The organism is Streptomyces sp. NPDC107538 (assembly GCF_055657445.1).
Map to the genome: position 1 here is coordinate 74,309 of NZ_JBVKAY010000018.1, position 17,443 is coordinate 91,751.

Here is a 17,443-nt window from a genome sequence, read left to right on the forward strand (position 1 = left end):
ACGACCCCCACTCCCACACCACCCCGGGGCGCCGCAAACACAACGCCCACCTCATCCGGTACCAAAGACGCATGGCGCTCCTCGTGGCACTCGGCGCATTCCTGATGACCCTCCTCGGCGGCTGGACGGCCCAACGCGTGACGGACCGCCGTCACCTCGTACTGGGCCTGGCCGGCGGCCTGATGCTGGGCGTCGTCGGCCTCGACCTGCTCCCCGAGGCCCTGGAGGCCGCCGGCGACGAGGTCTTCGGCGTCCCCGCCGCCCTGCTGCTGTTCGTCGCCGGATTCCTCCTGGCCCACCTCGTGGAACGCCTGCTGGCCGCCCGCCAGGCGGCACACGGCGCGGAGGAACACAACGGCCGTACGCCCCAGGTGGGCCTGACGGCCGCCGCCGCGATGGTCGGACACAGCGCCATGGACGGCGTAGCCATCGGCGCGGCCTTCCAGATCGGCGAGGGCATGGGCATCGCCGTCGCGCTCGCGGTGATCGCCCACGACTTCGCGGACGGTTTCAACACGTACACCCTCACCAGCGTGTACGGCAACGCCCGCCGCCGTGCGCTGGCGATGCTGTTCGCGGACGCGGCGGCCCCGGTGGTGGGCGCCGCCTCCACCCTGCTGTTCACGATCCCGGAGGGCCCCCTCGGCTGCTACCTCGGCTTCTTCGGCGGCGCGCTGCTCTACCTCGCCGCCGCCGAGATCCTCCCCGAGGCCCACCACGAACACCCGGCCCGCTCCACCCTGCTGTGCACGATCGCCGGGGCGGCCTTCATCTGGCTGGTGGTGGGGGTGGCGGAGTGAACGTGGCGGCCGTCCGCTCATGACGTCGTCGTCCGGCATCTCTCCACGAACCGCCGCGCGACCCCCGGCTCCGCCGCCCAGTGCGTATGCAGATAACTCGCGTGCACCCCACGCTGTACGAACCCCTCGACACGCGGGGGAGGAGTCCGTATCCCCCAGGCGGGAGCCGCCCCGGCCCCGGGTTCGACGACCGTCCGATGGAATTCGTGGGCCCGCATCCGGGTCCCGGCCGACGCGAGCACACTGTCGGTGACGGCCACGGCGTCCCGGTAGCCGAGGGTCAGCCGCTCGTCCATCCGGGCCGTCGCGTCGAGCACCCCGCACATGGGCCGCCCGTCCAGCTCCCGGCACAGATAGAGCAGCCCGGCGCACTCGGCGGCCACCGGAGCCCCGCCGAACGCCAGCTCGGCGACCGCCTTCCGCAGCGGCTCGTTGGCGGACAGCTCGGCGGCGTACATCTCGGGGAAGCCGCCGCCGATCACCAACCCGCGTGTTCCGTCGGGCAGTTGCTCGTCCCGCAGCGGATCGAAGACGACGACCTCGGCACCTGCGGCCGTCAGCAGCTCGGCGTGCTCGGCGTAGGAGAACGTGAACGCGGGCCCACCGGCCACCGCGACCACCTCCCGCCGCCCCGCCGTCGCGACCACCGGCGGCTCCCACGCCGTACCCGACAGCGGCCCGGCGGTCCGGGCGAGCGCGACCAGCGCCTCCAGATCGCACCCGGCGCGCACCTGCGCGGCCATCGCCGCCACGGCCTCCACCGCCGCCGTCTGCCGCTCGGCGACCGGTACCAGCCCCAGATGCCGGGACGGCGTGTCCACCTGCGGCGCCCGCCGCAGCACCCCCAGCACGGGTACCCCGGTCGACTCCAGGGCGTCCCGCAGCAGTTCCTCGTGCCGGTCGGAGGCGACCTTGTTGAGGATCACGCCCCCCATCCGCACCTCGGGGTCCCAGGAGGCGAACCCGTGCACCAGCGCCGCCACCGACCGCGACTGCGACGACGCGTCCACCACCAGCACCACCGGCGCCCGCAGCAGCTTCGCCACATGCGCGGTCGACGCCAGCTCGCCCTGCCCCGAGGCCCCGTCGTACAGCCCCATCACACCCTCGACCACGGCGATGTCGCAGCCGTGCGCCCCGTGCGCGAACAACGGCGCGACCAGCTCGGGCCCGCACAGATACGCGTCGAGGTTCCGCCCCACCCGCCCGCTGGCGAGCGCGTGGTACCCGGGGTCGATGTAGTCCGGCCCCACCTTGTGCGGGGACACGGCGAGCCCCCGCTCGGTGAGCGCGGCCATCAGCCCCGTCGCCACGGTGGTCTTGCCGCTGCGCGACGCGGGCGCGGCGATCACCAGCCGGGGCACGGAGGGCAGGGGAGGGGAGGAGGAGGGGGAGGGGGAGGCGGAGACCGCGGAAGCGAGAGACGTCACGATGTCACCACTCGATGCCCCGCTGGCCCTTCTGGCCCGCGTCCATGGGGTGCTTGACCTTCGACATGTCCGTCACCAGGTCCGCGAAGTCCACGAGCTTCTCCGGCGCGTTCCGCCCGGTGATCACCACATGCTGGGTCCCCGGCCGGTTCCGCAGCACGTCGATCACCTCGTCGGTGTCGATCCACCCCCAGTGCAGCGGGTACGCGAACTCGTCGAGCACATACAGCTTGTACGTCTCGGCCGCCAGGTCCCGCTTGACCTGCTCCCAGCCCTCCCGGGCCTTGTCCTCGTTGTCCATCTGCCCATCGCGCTGCACCCACGACCAGCCCTCGCCCATCTTGTGCCAGTCCACGGACCCGCCCTCCCCGGACGCCCCGAGCACCCGCAGCGCGTTCTCCTCGCCGACCTTCCACTTCGCCGACTTGACGAACTGGAACACCCCGATCGGCCACCCCTGGTTCCAGGCCCGCAGCGCGAGCCCGAACGCGGCGGTCGACTTGCCCTTGCCGATGCCCGTGTGCACGAACACCAGCGGACGGTTGCGACGCTGACGGGTCGTCATCCCGTCGTCCGGTACGACACTCGGCTGTCCCTGCGGCATTAAGCGGCCCTCCTCGAAGTCCCCTGCGATCCCTGCGATCCCTGCGTGCCGTGAGCCCTCTGCGTGCCCTGCACATCCCGCACCAGCCCGGCGATGGAGTCCGCGCGCAGCTCGTCCAACGTCACCGCCGTACCGCCCAGTTCACCCGCGAGCCGCCCGGCGAGGCCGAGCCGGACATGGCCCGACTCGCAGTCCACGACCACGGACGCGTGGCCCTCGGCCGCGAACAGCCGCGCCGCCCGCCCGGCGAGCGCCACCGGCTCCGGCCCGCCGGTCGCCCGGCCGTCCGTCACCACGACGACCAGCGGCCGGCGCGCGGGGTCCCGCAGCCGCTCCACCCGCAACACGTCGTGCGCCTTGAGCAACCCGGCCGCGAGCGGCGTCCGCCCGCCCGTCGGCAGCGACTCCAGCCGGGCCGCCGCCGCGTCCACCGACGAGGTCGGCGGCAGTGCTACCTCGGCGGCCGATCCCCGGAAGGTCACCAGCCCCACCTTGTCCCGCCGCTGGTAGGCGTCCAGCAGCAGCGACAGCACCGCGCCCTTCACGGCACTCATCCGCTGCCGCGCCGCCATCGACCCGGAGGCGTCGACCACGAACAGCACGAGGTTCCCCTCACGCCCCTCCCGAGTCGCCTGCCGCAGATCGTCCCGCCGGACAACCAGCCCCGGCCCGGAGCGTCCCCGGGTGCGCTGGTGCGGCGCGGCGGCCTGCACGGTCGCCGCCAGATGCAGCTTGGTCAGCGTGCCACGCGGCCTGCGCGCCCCGGTCGTACGCCCGTGCTCGGTCCGCGCCCGCGAACGCCGCCCGGCGGCACCCTCCCCGAGCCCCGGCACACTCAGCACCTTGGTACGAAAGGGCTCGGCGGCTTGTACGGCGGACTGCTCCCCGGCGGGCGCGGGCGCCTGCGCCGGCACACCCTCCCCGGACTCGGGCTGAGCAGCGCCGTCGCCGCCCTGCGGCCCCTCGGGCTCCGGAGCAGGCGGCTGCCCACCACCACCGGGTCCCTCGGGACCGGGGTCGGGATCGTCGTCCTCCGGGCCGCCGTCCTGTGGATCGTTCGAGTTCCGCGGCGGCTCCGCGAACTCCTCCAGCGTCTCGTCGAGCTTGTCCTCGTCGAGACCGGGCGCGTCGAAGGGATTCCGCCGCCGCCGGTGCGGCAGCGCGAGCAGCGCGGCCTGCCGCACATCCTCCGCGAGCACCTCGTCCCGCCCCGCCCACGCGGCCAGCGCCGTCGCCGTCCGGGCCATCACGATGTCGGCCCGCATCCCGTCCACCTCGAAGGCCGCACAGGTCGCCGCGATCTGCAACAGCGCCCCGTCACCCAGCACCACCGACGGCAGCAACTCCCGTGCCGCGACGACCCGTTGCCGTACGCCGGCCTCCTCGGCCGCCCAACGGGCCGCGAAACCCGCCGGATCGTCGTCATAGGCGAGCCGCCGCCGGACGACCTCCACCCGCTGGTCCGGCTCCCGCGAGGCCGCGACCTCCACGGTCAGCCCGAACCGGTCGAGGAGTTGGGGCCGCAGCTCGCCCTCCTCGGGGTTCATCGTGCCGACGAGCAGGAACCGCGCGGCGTGCCGTACGGAGACGCCCTCGCGCTCCACGTACGAGGCACCCATCGCGGCGGCGTCCAGCAGCAGGTCGACGAGGTGGTCGTGGAGGAGGTTGACCTCGTCGACGTAGAGGATGCCCCGGTGCGCGTCCGCGAGCAGGCCGGGCTCGAAGGCCTTCACGCCCTCGGAGAGCGCCCGTTCGATGTCGAGGGCGCCGACGAGCCGGTCCTCCGAGGCCCCGACCGGCAGCTCGACCATGCGCGAGGGCCGCGTCTCGAACGCCGGCTCGTGCGGCCCGTCCGGACACGCGGGGTCCGGCTTCAGCGGATCACACGAGAACCGGCACCCGACGACGACCTCCACCTCCGGCAACAGCGCCGCGAGCGCCCGCACGGCGGTGCTCTTCGCGGTGCCCTTCTCGCCGCGCACGAGCACACCGCCGATGCGCGGGGAGATGGCGTTGAGAAGCAGAGCGAGTTGCAGGTCGCCCTGCCCGACGACGGCGGTGAAGGGGAAGTGCGTGCTCACGCGGTGGTCCCTCCTAGAGGTGAACAAATGAGACGACTGCGGACCGGCGGGATGAAGAGCACGGGGCGCAGCCCCTGCTCTTCAGGGGCGCGGGGCTGTGACATCTGCGGCTCCGCCGCGTGGGCGCGAGAAGCCCCACCGGCCCGCGGAAGAAGCTCCCTCCCCCGGCGGGGAAGACCCGGCGCCCTCATCCCGGCGCCCCCGGCGGCACGAACGGCAGCCCCGCCGGCGCCCCCGACTCGATGAGCCGCCACAGCGCATCCGTGTCCGCGTGCTCCTCGATCAGATCGCCGAGCCGGTCCAACTGCTCCTCGCGCAGCGCGGCGAACGACGTGTCCGGGGCCGGTACGAACCGCCGCCCCGACGCGGCTGCCACCTCACGCAGAAAGGCCCGCCGGAACCCGTCCGACTCCAGCGACCCGTGCCAGTGCGTGCCCCAGGTCTGCCCGACCCGGCACCCGTCCAAGAAGGCTTCCCCGCCCAGGACTTCGGCGACCCCGTGATGGATCTCGTACCCCTCGACCCGCTCCCCGAGGGCCTCACCCACGGGCCGGGTGAGCGTCTTCTCCTCGGCGAACCGCACCCGGACGGGAAGGACGCCCAGCCCCGCCACCCGCCCCCGCCGGCTCTCGACCTCGTCCTCGATCCGCTCCCCGAGCACCTGGAACCCGCCGCAGATCCCCAGCACCGGCCGCCCTTCCGCCGCACGCCGCACGAGCGCGTCGGCGAGCCCGCGTTCCCGCAGCCACTCCAGCGCCCGAACGGTGCCCCGGGTGCCGGGGACGACGACGAGGTCGGCGTCGGCCAGTTCCTCGGCCCGGTCCACGAACCGCACCACGACACCGGGTTCGGCGGCGAGCGCGTCCACATCGGTGAAGTTGGACATCAGCGGCACCGCGCACACGGCGACCCGCAGCACGTCCTCCCCGACGGGCGGCGCGACGTTCGACTCCCGGACGGTCCCGCGCAGCGAGACCCGCAGCCCGTCCTCCTCGTCGATCCCGAGCCCGTGCCGGAACGGCAGCACCCCGTACGTCCGCCGCCCGGTCAGCCCGTGCAGCATGTCGAGCCCCGGCTCCAGCAGGGTGACGTCCCCGCGGAACTTGTTGACGAGGAACCCGGCGACGAGGGCCTGATCCTCGGGGGAGAGCAGCGCGACGGTCCCGAAGAACGACGCGAAGACCCCACCCCGGTCGATGTCGCCGACCACGAGCACGGGCAGCCCGGCGTTGCGGGCGATCCCCATGTTGACGATGTCGGTGCGCCGGAGATTGATCTCGGCGGGCGAACCGGCCCCCTCACAGATCACCGCGTCATACGTGCCCCGCAACTCGGCGAGACACTCCAACACGGTCCCGAGCAGCCGCTGTTGCCGCCCCCCGTGATAGCCGCGCGCACTCATCTCGCCCACGGGCTTCCCGAGCAGCACGACCTGGCTGCTGCGCTCGCCCCCGGGCTTCAGCAGTACCGGGTTCATCAGCGCGCTGGGCTCCACCCGGCAGGCCTGCGCCTGCATGGCCTGGGCCCGCCCGATCTCGGCGCCCTCCTTCGTCACGAAGGAGTTCAGCGACATGTTCTGCGCCTTGAACGGCGCGACCTTCACCCCCTGCCGCACCAGCCACCGGCAGATCCCGGCGGTGACCACACTCTTCCCCGCGTCGGAGGTGGTCCCGGCGACCAACAGCCCACCGCTCATCCCTGACTCCCCAACCGCCTCAAGACCCGTCCCCGCAGCACCGAGGCCCCCGCACCGACCCCGAGCGCCAGCCACCCGACCCGCCGGGACAGCCGAACGGCCCGCTCGATGTCCTCCACGGCGACCGCCCGCCCCTCCCCATTCAGCACGGGCCGATGCTCGACCCGCCCCCCGTACGACAACGTGCCCCCCAGACGCACTCCGAGCGCCCCCGCGAACGACGCCTCCACCGGCCCCGCGTTGGGACTCGGATGCTTCCCCGCGTCGGCCCGCCAGGCCCGTACGGCTCCCCGGGCGTCCCCACCGGAGGCCGCGGCCAGCACGGCCGTCAGCCGGGCACCCGGCCACCCCGCGACATCGTCCAGCCGCGCGGAGGCCCAGCCGTAGCGCCGGTACCGCTCCGACCGATGCCCGACCATGGCGTCCAGCGTGTTGACGGCCCGGAACCCCACGAGTCCCGGCACCCCGCCCACGGCCCCCCACACGAGCGCCCCCACCACCGCGTCGGACGTGTTCTCGGCGACGGACTCCACGACGGCCCGCGCGATCCCGTCCGCGTCCAGCGCCTGGGGATCCCGCCCGCACAGATGGGGCAACCGCGCCCGCGCGCCCTCGACATCACCCGTTTCGAGGGACCGTCCGACGGCCCGCGCCTCCCGCCCGAGCGAGGTCCCCCCGACGACGGCCCAGGTGGCGGCGGCGGTCAACGCGACGGAGGCCGCGCGCGACGGCCGTACGGCAGCGGCGGCTACGGCGCCCAGCGCCACGGCGCCGCCCGCGCACACCGCGGTGTGCAGCGCGCCCCACCCACGGTGGTCCCGCCACAACACCCGCTCCACGGCACCGGCGGCCCGCCCGAACGCGGCGACCGGATGCCCCCGGCGCGGATCGCCGAGCAGCAGATCACCGAGGAGTCCAGCGGCGGCGCCGTACGCGAAGACGCGATCGGCACGCACCGGTTCAGCCGTTCACGGGGTCGGGCAGGGACCGGGCACGGGGCTTCGACGGGCAGCCGCGCAGGGCGCACATGGCGTTGTGTCCTCACTCAGGGTGTCCACGCCCTGGTTCGACGAGACCGACGGCGAGAGTTCCTGGCTCCCGGGAGGCACTTCGACCTGCTTCCCGGTGACAGTGGCGGGACCGCGCCGGACTCGCACCGGCTTCCTCTTCTGCCGTCGTACATGGCCCCGGCAGTCCACCACGCCCCTTCGAGACCCGTCAACTTGCTGTTGACCTGCGACGCAACGGTGTGCCGAGCCCCACACCGCCGGTCGTGACGGGTGGGGGTCAGGAGCACCGGGAATCGTGACGCGCTGCTCGTCTTCCGCTACGCGGTGTGCTGTGGTTGTCTGGCGGGGCTTGTGGACCCGGGAGCGGGCGGATCGTGAAGATCCGCTCGGGGGACGGGAGGTGCACACATGGAAGAGCGAGCGAGGGAGACCGCCTCGGCGTGCCTGCGGCAGCCGGGTCTCTGGCGGGAACGGGTGACGGCGGCCGCTCCACTGGCGCTGTTCTGCTCCGTGATGGGCGTGCTGTCCGTCGGAGTGGGCGCCCTGGCCGCGCTGTTGGTGCCGGGCGGTGAGGTGCGTGCCCTGGTCTGGCTGGTGGTGACCGTGCTCGGCGCCGCCGGAGCCGGCCTGTGGTGGGGGCTGACCCCCGTCACGGAACGGCTCCGGGTTCTTAACCGGGCGCTGGGGGTGGCGCGGCCCCGAAGGCCGCACCACCGCTGACCAGCACTGACCACCGTGACGGGGTCGTGGGTTCTCCGGTCTCCCGTTTCCGGTCTCCGGTCTCCGGTCTCCCGTCTCGGGTTTCCGGTCTCAGGTCATGATCAGGGAGATGCCGTACGCCACCGCCGCCGCGCACAGTGCGAAGCACGCGTACGCCCCGGTGGTCGCGAGGGCCACCGAGTCGCCCCGGGTCGACGCCTGTTCCCGCTTGGAGAGGCCGACGATGCCCAGGGTGAAGAGGCCGACGAGGGCCACGGTGACCACGAGGCTGACTCCGAAGACGGAGCCGAGGGCTGCCCAGTCGATGTGCATGGTGGTGATCTTCCTCAGGGTCGCGGGGCTCAGACGGCGGGCGTCGGCGCGGACGAGTTCGCCGAGGCCGTCGTCTCGGCGGCGGGGGCGGGTGCCGGGATGGTCGCCGACAGGTCCTCGGCCACGGTGCCGGCCACCGGCGGCGTCACGGCGGCGATGGCCGTGGTCACCACCCCGGGCGGCTCCTCGGTGTCGTTGACGTTCGTGTGGTCGACGACCTCACGGCGCGAGACCATCCAGATCGCGGCACTGGAGGCCACGAGGAAGACCGCGACGACGGCCGTGCCCCAGCTGCCGAACGACGTGACCCACTCGGCGAGCGCCGCGACCAGCGCGGCGGCCGGCAGGGTCAGCCCCCACGCCACGAACATCCGGGTCGCGGTGGACCAGCGGACCACCCCGCCCTTGCGGCCGAGGCCCGCGCCCATCACGGCACCGGAGACCGAGTGCGTGGTGGAGAGCGAGAAACCGAGGTGCGAGGAGGCCAGGATGACCGTCGCCGCACTGGTCTGGGCGGCGAAGCCCTGCTGCGGCTGAAGGTCGGTCAGGCCCTTGCCCATGGTGCGGATGATGCGCCAGCCGCCCAGGTAGGTGCCGAGGGCGATGGCGGCGCCGGCGGAGACGATGACCCACACCGGCGGGTCGGAGTCGGGCGCGAGGGCGCCGCCGGCCACCAGGGCGAGGGTGATGATGCCCATCGTCTTCTGGGCGTCGTTGGTGCCGTGGGCCAGCGAGACCAGACCGGCGGAGGCGATCTGCCCGGCGCGGTAGCCCTTGCCGGCGGCCTTCTCGCTGGTGTGCCGCCCCAGCCTGTACGTCAGCTTGGTGGCGAGCATCGCCGCGATGCCCGCGACCAGCGGGGCCGCGACGGCGGGGATCAGCACCTTGGTGACGAGCACGTCGCCGTGGACCGCGCCCACGCCGACCGAGGCGATCGTGGCGCCGATGAGGCCGCCCATCAGGGCGTGCGAGGAGCTGGAGGGGAGCCCGACCAGCCAGGTCAACAGGTTCCAGAGGATGGCGCCGACGAGCGCCGCGAAGATGACCTCTGGCTGTATGCCGGACTCGTCGACGAGCCCCTTGGAGATGGTGTTGGCGACCTCTATGGACAGGAACGCGCCGACAAGGTTGAGCACGGCGGACATGGCCACCGCGACCTTGGGCTTCATCGCGCCGGTCGAGATGGTCGTGGCCATCGCGTTGGCGGTGTCGTGGAAACCGTTCGTAAAATCGAACGCAAGCGCGGTGATGACCACGATCGCGAGGATCAGCGAGAAGTTTTCCATTTACCCAGGCTTCTTTCGGACGTCATTGGCACGAGGACCGTAGGCAACCTGGGTGAACGGAAGATGAACTGGGGTGGGCGTGGGGGTGTAGTGGTTGAGGGCGGGTCTCTGCTACCCCTCCGCGAACTCCTTCAGCCTGCCCATTGACCCGTTGAAGAGATTCTGGTCACCCGGCAGGCTGCCGCTGCCGTTGTCGTACTGCCAGATCGTCCAGAACGTCCACCCCGCCGGAAGCTCTCCCGCCCCCGAGGAGTCGTACCGGGCCAGCCACAGCGCGTGGTTCGCGCCGAAGGCCGCGCTGTTGCCGGTGCAGGTCTTCCACCAGTGGGTGGTCGTGTAGATCACCGGACGGCGGCCCGTGAGGCGCTTGACCTCGTCGCTGAACGACGTGATCCAGCCGACCATCCTGCTGTTGCTCAGGCCGTAACACTTCTTCTTCTTGTCGTACGGGTTGTACTCGATGTCGAGCGCCGGAGGCAGCGTCCGGCCGTCCGCGCGCCAGTCGCCGCCGTTGTCGACGAAGTGGCGGGCCTGGGCCTTGCCGGACGACGAGTTCGGCACCGCGAAGTGGTACGCGCCACGGATCAGGCCCGCCTCGCCCGAGCCGTTGTACTGCTGGGCGAAGTACGGGTTGCGGTAGGTGGTGGACTCGGTCGCCTTGACGTAGACGAACCTGGCGCCCTTCGCCTTCGCGCTCGACCAGTTCACCTTCTTCTGGTGCGAGGAGACGTCGTGCCCCTTCGGCTTGGCGGCGGCGGAGACGGGGAGCTCCACGAGAGTGGTCCCCCCTAGGGCGAGCGCCGCGACCGAGGCGGCGAACACGCGGTGGCGACGGCGGAACGGCTTGTGGGCGCGATCCATGGTTCCCCCCGGAATGGCGACTTGTGCGACAAAACACCCGGAGGTTACTGGAAGGTCGCCGTATCGCGGTCGATCACCGGCCAATCGCCAACTCCGGGCGATGTATGCGTATATGGGCTCTTCCGAAGGCCCGCGTCCGCCCCTACAGTGCCCACTCCCGGCACCCGCCGGCCCCCTCCGCCTGGCAGGATCACCGCATGGCTGAGCAGCGGCGCGACACCGGGGACGAGCGGGACGCGGGTGAGGACGCGCGGGGTTCGCGAAATGTACGGCGGCGGGACGTGCCGGACGAGGTGGCGCGGGCGTGGGACGACCTGGTCGGGACGGCCCGCCGGACGGTGGCCGACGGTCTGGTCGTCGGCACCTCCGGCAATGTGTCCGTACGCGTCGGGGAGACGGTCCTGGTCACACCGACGGGCGTGCCGTACGACCGACTGACCCCGGAGGACGTGACGGGCGTCGACCTCTCCGGCCGGCAGGTCCTCGGCACGCTCCGGCCGACCAGCGAACTCCCCATGCATCTGGCTATCTACGCCACCACCGACGCCCGGGCCGTCGTCCACACCCACGCGGTCCACGCGACGGCCGTCTCCACCCTCGTGAGCGAGCTGCCGCTGATCCACTACATGTCCGCGGCCCTCGGCGGACCCGTCCGCGTCGCCCCCTACGCGACCTACGGCACGGCCGAGTTGGCCGAGAACATGCTCCGCGCTTTGACAGAGCGCACCGGCTGTCTCCTCCAGAACCACGGCACGATCACGTACGGAAGCACCCTCTCCGAGGCCTACGACCGCACGGCCCAGCTCGAATGGATGTGCCACGTCTGGCTGACGGCATCCTCCGCCCCGGGCCTCACCCCACACCTGCTCACCCCCGACCAGGTGGCACGGGCGGGCGAGCGGCTCCGAGGATACGGCCAGCCGAAGTAGCCCCACCCACCCGGCCTTCCGCCCGGCCCCCGTCCGGCTCTCCGTCCGGGCCTCCGTCCGGCCCCCGTCCGGGCCTCCGCCCGGCCCCCGTCCGGGCCTCCGTCCGGGCCCCCGTCCGGCTCTCCGTCCGGGCCTCCGTCCGGCCCCCGTCCGGTCCTCTGCCCGGCCGTCCGCCCGGTCCTCTGCCCGGCTTTCCGCCCGGCCTTCCACCCGGCCCTCTGCCCAAGCCCCCGCCCGGCCTTCTGCCGGGCCCCCGCCCGGCTTTCCGCCTGGCCCTCTGCCCGGGCCCCCGCCCGGCCTTCCGTCCGGCCTTCTGCCTGGGCCCCGCCCCGGCTTTCTGCCCGGCCCCCGCCCGGCCCCCGCCCGGCCTTCCGTTCGGCCTTCCGCCCGGACCCCTGTCCCGGCCCCCCGCCCGGCCCCCCGTCCCGGCCCCGGAGGGCGACCCCGGTCCCGTATGCGCCCCTCCGTGCGCCGGGCCGCGCCGGTCACTCCTGCGCGGTCCACCCCTGGGCCCCCGCCCACTGGCCCCCGGACGGGTCCGCCAGGACACTGGGACGCGTGGGTGCAGTCAAAGCAGCAGTCGTGGCCGTCGGGGTCGCGTTCGCGGCCGGGGCGGCCAGTGTCGCCGCGGGCCGGCTGGCGAGCGATGTCGCGTTGAAGGCGCCGCCGGGCGAACCCCTGCCCACCGAACCCCGGCTGACCGTGCACTCCACCGCCGCCGGCCGCATCGCCCTGACCCGCGCCTTCGCCTCCCGGCGCCCCGGCGTCTACGGCCTCACCGGCAACGGCTCCCACGCCGTCGTCGGCACCGTCCTCGACGGCGCCCCGCACGCCCCCGACGCCGTCGTCCGCCGCCTGGAACGCGTCACCCACGGCACCCTGGAGCCCGGCGACAAGGTGCGGCTCACCCCCGCACTCCACCTCGGCGACCCGCGCACCGCACTCGGCCTCGACCACGAGGACGTCGAGATCCCCGGCGAACTCGGCACCCTGCCCGCCTGGTTCGTGCCCGCGGCCCGGGACACCTGGGTGATCGCCGTGCACGGCCTCGGCGCCACCCGCGCCCACACCATGAACGTCATGGAGTTCCTGCACCACCACCGCTTCCCGGTGCTCGCCCCCGCCTACCGCGGCGACCCGGGCGCCCCCCGCTCCCCGGACGGCCTGAACCACCTCGGCGAGACCGAGTGGCGCGACGTCGACGCCGCCCTCAGGTACGCCGTCCGGTCCGGCGCCGAGCGGATCGTCCTGCTCGGCTGGTCCACCGGCGCCACCATGGCCCTGCGCGCCACCACGCACTCCGCGCTGCGCGACCGCGTCGCCGGACTCGTCCTGGACTCCCCGGTCCTCGACTGGCCGGCCACCCTGCGCGCCCTCGCCGCCGCCCGCCGCACCCCCGGCGCCCTGCTGCCCCTCGCCGTCCGCGCCGCCCAGGGCCGTACGGGACTGCGCGCCGCCCCCGCCGGCCAGGACACCGACCCGCCGGGCCTCAGGACACCGACCCTGCTCTTCCACGGCCCCGAGGACACCGTCGCCCCCTGGGGCCCCTCCCGCCGCCTCGCCGCCCGCCGCCCCGACCGGGTCACCCTCCGCCCGGTCCGCCACGCCCCGCACGCCGCCATGTGGAACGCGGACCCCAAGGAGTACGAGGAGAGCCTGCGCCGCTTCCTGACACCGCTGATGTAAGCGCGTTCGGCCGGGCCCACCCCAGACAGGTACGACCCATTCCGTTTAGTGCCGAACCAAGATGATCCCCGCCGATGTCCCCCCGGAGGGACCCGTGCGTTGGCCACCCCTGTCGCCCGCTGTGACATTCCGTTTGGGTTTTCGGACCGTCAACCGGAAGACTGCCCCCGTGACGTCCCGTACCCCGCGCGACTCCAGGCTCCGCCTCGTCGGCCCCCGAACCCTGGCCGCCGCTCCCCGAGCAGCGGTGACCCAGCGCCGCCGACCGGCTCCCCGGCCCCCGGAAGGCACACCGCCGCCCGTGGAACTGGCCCGCATGGCCCGCGCCGTCCTGGCCGACGCGGCCCGCGTCGCCCACTGGGCCGATGCCGCCCTGCGCCCCGGCCGCGAGAGCGCGAGCCCCGACGGCCAGGGCACCCTCTCCGCCGCCACCGCCGAACGGGCCGCCGACGACCTGGGGCTGACCCCGGATCAGGTCCGCCACGACTGGGACACGGCCCGACTGGCCGGCCTCGTCGAGGTGCACGGCGACAGCGCGCGCCCCGGCTGGCGCCTGCGCGCCTGGCACCGCGACGACAGCGCCGTACTGCGCGGCTGGGTCGCGTTCTTCGACGCCTGGTCCATCGCCTACCCCGAGCCCGAGGAGCGCGAGCCCGCGGCGGTCGCCGAGGTCGTCTCGGCCATGCCCCAGGTGCTCTCCTTCCTCCAGCTCTCCGCCGGTCCCGTCCCCGTGGAGCAGCTCCTCGACCTGCTGGAGCAACGGGTCACCGAACTGCGCACCGAACGCTGCGAGGTCCCTTATGGCCCGCAGCCGGAGCCCAGCCCCGAGCCCGCCGAGGACACCCCCCTCGCCCCCCTCCTCGACTGGTCGCTGCGCGCCCTCGCCTCCGTCGGCGCCCTCACCTACGGCGACGCCCAGGCCACCCTCACCCCGCTCGGCAGCTGGGCGGTCTGGGTCAAGCTGGAGCAGATCTGCGTCGCCGCGCAGAGCCCCGCCGGGAACATCGAGGTCTCCGCCGAGGACATGCTCCGAGGCTGCGCCCAGCTCCGCCCCAACGCGGCCCGCGCCGAGTACCGCGCCTGGCTCGCCGCCCGCCCCGTCGGCGGCGCCGTCACCGAGCTGATCGACGCCGCCCGCGGCGAGGACGCCCTCATCCGCGGCCTCGCCTTCGAGGCGCTGCGCGTCGTCGGCGCCCCCGCCGAGCCCGACGTCCGCACGGTCGCCGACGAGACCCCGCTGCGCCCCTACGCCCTGCTCTGGCTCGCCGAGCACGACGGCGCCGACCCCGAGGACGCCCACGAGGTCCTCACCCGCGAGGAGTCCACCTGGCTCTGGGTGGACACCGCCGCCGCCGTCGCCGACCACGGCGAGGCCCCGCTCCTCGTACGGCATCTGGAGTCCGCGGTGCAGCCCACCGTCCCCGCGCTGCTCGCCGAGGTCCGCGCGGTCGGCCACCCCCGCACCGTGCAGGTCCTGGTCGCGCTGGCCGCCGCCCACCCCGACCCGGCGCTCGCCAAGGCGGTCCGTCGCGCCGCCTTCCAGGTGCACACCGGAGGCAGCTGAACCAGGAGCTGGAGGGGGGCAGCCGGGAGGGCGTCAGGCGCCTATCTCGGGGGCGTACGTGCCGAAGCTCCACACATTGCCCTCGGCGTCCCGGGCCATGTAGTCCCGCGAGCCGTAGTCCTGGTCCGTCGGGGGCGTCAGGATCTCCACGCCGTGCTCCACGGCCCGCCGGTGGTGGGCGTCCACGTCGTCCACGACGATGTACACCCCGGCGGGCCCCGCGCCCTTCATCGCGCCGTCGAAGACGCTGCCGCTGCCCTTGGAACCGATCATCACCGCGCCGTTGCCCTGCGTCAGCTCGGCGTGCTGCACGATCCCGTCCTCGCCCTCGTACACCGACAGCTCGGTGAAGCCCAGCGCCTCCGTGAGCTGCCGGACGGCGGCCTTGGCGTCCGCGTACAGCAGCGTCGGATAGACGCTCGGACGTCCGTCGCTCCTGCCTGCCATACCGATCACGACCTCTCTGTCGTCCGGAACACGACTTGCTGCCCAGTTTTGCACCGGCCACCGACAACGCCCCGCCGAACCGGTGACCGAGACCACGTGATCCCTTGTCATACGGGCGGAAAACCGCTTGCTGCCCCCAGTTAGAATCGGCCCATGGCCATTCTCCTCGCGCATTAGACGGCGGGAACGTCCTCAGCCGCCCACCCGCCACCCCGATCCGCCCTGGAGTCTGTCCGTGATCTCCGCCTCCGCCGTCGAGTTGCGCGCCGGCGCCCGCGTCCTCATCGAGTCCGCCACCTTCCGCATCGCCAAGGGCGACCGCATCGGCCTGGTCGGCCGCAACGGCGCCGGCAAGACCACCCTCACCAAGTGCCTGGCCGGTGAGGGCATCCCGGCCGGCGGCACCATCACCCGCTCCGGCGAGGTCGGCTACCTCCCCCAGGACCCCCGCACCGGCGACCTCGACGTCCTCGCCCGCGACCGCATCCTCTCCGCCCGCGGCCTCGACGTACTGATCCGCAAGATGCGCGAGAACGAGCAGCGCATCGCCAGCGGCAGCGGCGCCACCCGCGACAAGGCCCTGCGGCAGTACGAGCGCCAGGAGACGGAGTTCCTCACCAAGGGCGGCTACTCCGCCGAGGCCGAGGCCGCCACCATCGCCGCCGCGCTCAACCTGCCCGACCGGGTGCTCGGCCAGCCGCTGCACACCCTCTCCGGCGGTCAGCGCCGCCGTATCGAGCTGGCCCGGATCCTGTTCTCCGACGCGGACACCCTGCTCCTCGACGAGCCGACCAACCACCTCGACGCCGACTCGATCGTCTGGCTGCGGGACTACCTCAAGACCTACCGCGGCGGCTTCATCGTGATCTCCCACGACGTCGACCTGGTCGAGACGGTCGTCAACAAGGTGTTCTACCTGGACGCCAACCGCGCCGAGATCGATGTCTACAACATGGGCTGGAAGCTCTACCAGCAGCAGCGCGAGGCCGACGAGAAGCGCCGCAAGCGCGAGCGGCAGAACGCCGAGAAGAAGGCCGCCGCGCTGCATTCGCAGGCCGACAAGATGCGCGCCAAGGCCACCAAGACCGTCGCCGCGCAGAACATGGCCAAGCGCGCCGACCGGCTGCTGGCCGGCCTGGACGCCGTCCGGGTCTCCGACAAGGTCGCCAAGCTGCGCTTCCCCGAGCCCGCGCCCTGCGGCAAGACCCCGCTCACCGCCGAGGGCCTGTCGAAGTCGTACGGCTCGCTGGAGATCTTCACCGATGTCGACCTGGCCATCGACAAGGGCTCCCGGGTCGTCATCCTCGGCCTCAACGGCGCCGGTAAGACCACGCTGCTGCGCCTCCTCGGCGGCGTGGAGAAGCCCGACACCGGCGAGGTGATCGAGGGCCACGGCCTCAAGCTCGGCTACTACGCGCAGGAGCACGAGACCCTCGACCCCGAGCGCACGGTCCTGGAGAACATGCGCTCCGCCTCGCCCGACCTGGACCTGGTCGAGATCCGCAAGACGCTCGGCTCGTTCCTGTTCTCCGGCGACGACGTCGACAAGCCCGCCGGGGTCCTCTCCGGCGGTGAGAAGACCCGCCTCGCGCTCGCGACCCTGGTGGTCTCGTCCGCGAACGTCCTCCTCCTCGACGAACCGACCAACAACCTCGACCCCGCCAGCCGCGAGGAGATCCTCGGCGCGCTGCGCACCTACAAGGGCGCGGTCGTCCTCGTCACCCACGACGAGGGCGCGGTCGAGGCGCTCCAGCCGGAGCGGATCATCCTGCTGCCCGACGGCGTCGAGGACCTGTGGGGCGCCGACTACGCGGACCTCGTCGCGCTCGCCTGAGCCGGCCGACGCGACCGACAGCTTGATCGAATGGGTTGATCCACTGCGTATGGATCATTCGGCCCATCGGTGATCCATCATCTGTGTGAGATCTCCTCGTACCGAGGTGTGTCCTACATCGATTTCGCGGCCGAGTCCTTCCGTGCGAAGGGCTCGGCCGTCATGCGTCTCTGACCTGGCACT

General features: G+C 73.1%; 15 protein-coding genes and 1 riboswitch. Of the genes, 6 read left to right on the forward strand and 9 right to left on the reverse strand.

Going from position 1 to position 17,443, the window contains the following annotated elements:
* The first annotated feature begins 71 nt into the window (after positions 1-71).
* Entirely contained in the window at positions 72-800 is a 729-nt protein-coding gene (locus ACZ7MG_RS38480) for a ZIP family metal transporter (protein ID WP_471391584.1), read from the forward strand.
* Between the two features lie 17 nt (positions 801-817).
* On the opposite strand, the gene ACZ7MG_RS38485 is transcribed toward ACZ7MG_RS38480, so the two are convergent.
* The 5 genes from ACZ7MG_RS38485 to ACZ7MG_RS38505 all read right to left on the reverse strand — a co-directional run bounded on the left by ACZ7MG_RS38485 (position 818) and on the right by ACZ7MG_RS38505 (position 7,567).
* A complete protein-coding gene (locus ACZ7MG_RS38485; RefSeq protein WP_471392089.1) occupies positions 818-2,173 on the reverse strand; it encodes a cobyrinate a,c-diamide synthase in 1,356 nt (451 codons plus the stop codon).
* Positions 2,174-2,234: 61 nt separating this feature from the next.
* Positions 2,235-2,834 carry a cob(I)yrinic acid a,c-diamide adenosyltransferase gene (gene cobO / locus ACZ7MG_RS38490; protein WP_471391581.1) on the reverse strand — a complete coding sequence of 200 codons (600 nt, stop codon included), beginning with the start codon at positions 2,832-2,834 and terminating at the stop codon, positions 2,235-2,237.
* Positions 2,834-4,915 (reverse strand): putative cobaltochelatase, encoded by a 2,082-nt coding sequence (locus ACZ7MG_RS38495; RefSeq protein ID WP_471391578.1) that lies wholly within the window; start codon positions 4,913-4,915, stop codon positions 2,834-2,836. The genes cobO and ACZ7MG_RS38495 overlap by 1 nt, the downstream gene beginning before the upstream one ends.
* Positions 4,916-5,102: 187 nt before the next feature.
* On the reverse strand, positions 5,103-6,611 hold the full coding sequence (locus ACZ7MG_RS38500) for a cobyric acid synthase (protein ID WP_471391576.1): 1,509 nt from the start codon (positions 6,609-6,611) through the stop codon (positions 5,103-5,105).
* Positions 6,608-7,567, reverse strand: coding sequence for a cobalamin biosynthesis protein (locus ACZ7MG_RS38505; protein WP_471391574.1), 960 nt, complete (start codon positions 7,565-7,567; stop codon positions 6,608-6,610). The genes ACZ7MG_RS38500 and ACZ7MG_RS38505 overlap by 4 nt, the downstream gene beginning before the upstream one ends.
* A gap of 107 nt (positions 7,568-7,674) precedes the next feature.
* Positions 7,675-7,826: riboswitch (cobalamin riboswitch) on the reverse strand.
* 203 nt (positions 7,827-8,029) lie between these two features.
* Here ACZ7MG_RS38505 and ACZ7MG_RS38510 point away from each other — a divergent pair.
* Positions 8,030-8,341, forward strand: a complete 312-nt coding sequence (locus ACZ7MG_RS38510; RefSeq protein ID WP_471391572.1) for a hypothetical protein — start codon at positions 8,030-8,032, stop codon at positions 8,339-8,341.
* 90 nt (positions 8,342-8,431) lie between these two features.
* Here the strand turns inward: ACZ7MG_RS38510 and ACZ7MG_RS38515 are convergent, their stop codons facing one another.
* From ACZ7MG_RS38515 to ACZ7MG_RS38525, 3 genes are all read right to left on the reverse strand, one after another.
* Positions 8,432-8,653: a hypothetical protein gene (locus tag ACZ7MG_RS38515; protein ID WP_086759391.1), complete on the reverse strand. Its 222-nt coding sequence runs from the start codon at positions 8,651-8,653 to the stop codon at positions 8,432-8,434.
* Positions 8,654-8,682: 29 nt separating this feature from the next.
* Complete coding sequence (locus tag ACZ7MG_RS38520) at positions 8,683-9,939, reverse strand: inorganic phosphate transporter (protein WP_471391570.1); 1,257 nt, start codon at positions 9,937-9,939, stop codon at positions 8,683-8,685.
* Positions 9,940-10,050: 111 nt separating this feature from the next.
* Positions 10,051-10,800 carry a lysozyme gene (locus ACZ7MG_RS38525; protein WP_471391567.1) on the reverse strand — a complete coding sequence of 250 codons (750 nt, stop codon included), beginning with the start codon at positions 10,798-10,800 and terminating at the stop codon, positions 10,051-10,053.
* 197 nt (positions 10,801-10,997) lie between these two features.
* Here ACZ7MG_RS38525 and ACZ7MG_RS38530 point away from each other — a divergent pair, with 197 nt between their 5' ends.
* The 3 genes from ACZ7MG_RS38530 to ACZ7MG_RS38540 all read left to right on the forward strand — a co-directional run bounded on the left by ACZ7MG_RS38530 (position 10,998) and on the right by ACZ7MG_RS38540 (position 14,979).
* The gene (locus tag ACZ7MG_RS38530) at positions 10,998-11,729 is read left to right on the forward strand and encodes a class II aldolase/adducin family protein (protein ID WP_471391565.1); all 732 of its coding nucleotides are present in this window, start codon (positions 10,998-11,000) and stop codon (positions 11,727-11,729) included.
* Between the two features lie 558 nt (positions 11,730-12,287).
* On the forward strand, positions 12,288-13,415 hold the full coding sequence (locus tag ACZ7MG_RS38535) for an alpha/beta hydrolase (protein WP_471391562.1): 1,128 nt from the start codon (positions 12,288-12,290) through the stop codon (positions 13,413-13,415).
* Positions 13,416-13,584: 169 nt separating this feature from the next.
* Positions 13,585-14,979: a hypothetical protein gene (locus ACZ7MG_RS38540; RefSeq protein ID WP_471391559.1), complete on the forward strand. Its 1,395-nt coding sequence runs from the start codon at positions 13,585-13,587 to the stop codon at positions 14,977-14,979.
* Between the two features lie 33 nt (positions 14,980-15,012).
* On the opposite strand, the gene ACZ7MG_RS38545 is transcribed toward ACZ7MG_RS38540, so the two are convergent.
* Positions 15,013-15,426: a VOC family protein gene (locus tag ACZ7MG_RS38545; RefSeq protein WP_471391556.1), complete on the reverse strand. Its 414-nt coding sequence runs from the start codon at positions 15,424-15,426 to the stop codon at positions 15,013-15,015.
* A gap of 235 nt (positions 15,427-15,661) precedes the next feature.
* Between ACZ7MG_RS38545 and ACZ7MG_RS38550 the strand changes: the two genes are divergently transcribed.
* Positions 15,662-17,260, forward strand: coding sequence for an ABC-F family ATP-binding cassette domain-containing protein (locus ACZ7MG_RS38550; RefSeq protein ID WP_152167854.1), 1,599 nt, complete (start codon positions 15,662-15,664; stop codon positions 17,258-17,260).
* Positions 17,261-17,443: the final 183 nt, after the last annotated feature.

Coding starts and splice junctions, on each gene's coding strand:
- ACZ7MG_RS38525 (WP_471391567.1), bottom strand. CDS start 10,800: ATGGATCGCGCCCACAAGCCGTTCCGCCGTCGCCACCGCGTGTTCGCC.
- ACZ7MG_RS38520 (WP_471391570.1), bottom strand. CDS start 9,939: ATGGAAAACTTCTCGCTGATCCTCGCGATCGTGGTCATCACCGCGCTT.
- cobO (WP_471391581.1), bottom strand. CDS start 2,834: ATGCCGCAGGGACAGCCGAGTGTCGTACCGGACGACGGGATGACGACC.
- ACZ7MG_RS38515 (WP_086759391.1), bottom strand. CDS start 8,653: ATGCACATCGACTGGGCAGCCCTCGGCTCCGTCTTCGGAGTCAGCCTC.
- ACZ7MG_RS38530 (WP_471391565.1), top strand. CDS start 10,998: ATGGCTGAGCAGCGGCGCGACACCGGGGACGAGCGGGACGCGGGTGAG.
- ACZ7MG_RS38545 (WP_471391556.1), bottom strand. CDS start 15,426: ATGGCAGGCAGGAGCGACGGACGTCCGAGCGTCTATCCGACGCTGCTG.
- ACZ7MG_RS38480 (WP_471391584.1), top strand. CDS start 72: ATGGCGCTCCTCGTGGCACTCGGCGCATTCCTGATGACCCTCCTCGGC.
- ACZ7MG_RS38510 (WP_471391572.1), top strand. CDS start 8,030: ATGGAAGAGCGAGCGAGGGAGACCGCCTCGGCGTGCCTGCGGCAGCCG.
- ACZ7MG_RS38500 (WP_471391576.1), bottom strand. CDS start 6,611: ATGAGCGGTGGGCTGTTGGTCGCCGGGACCACCTCCGACGCGGGGAAG.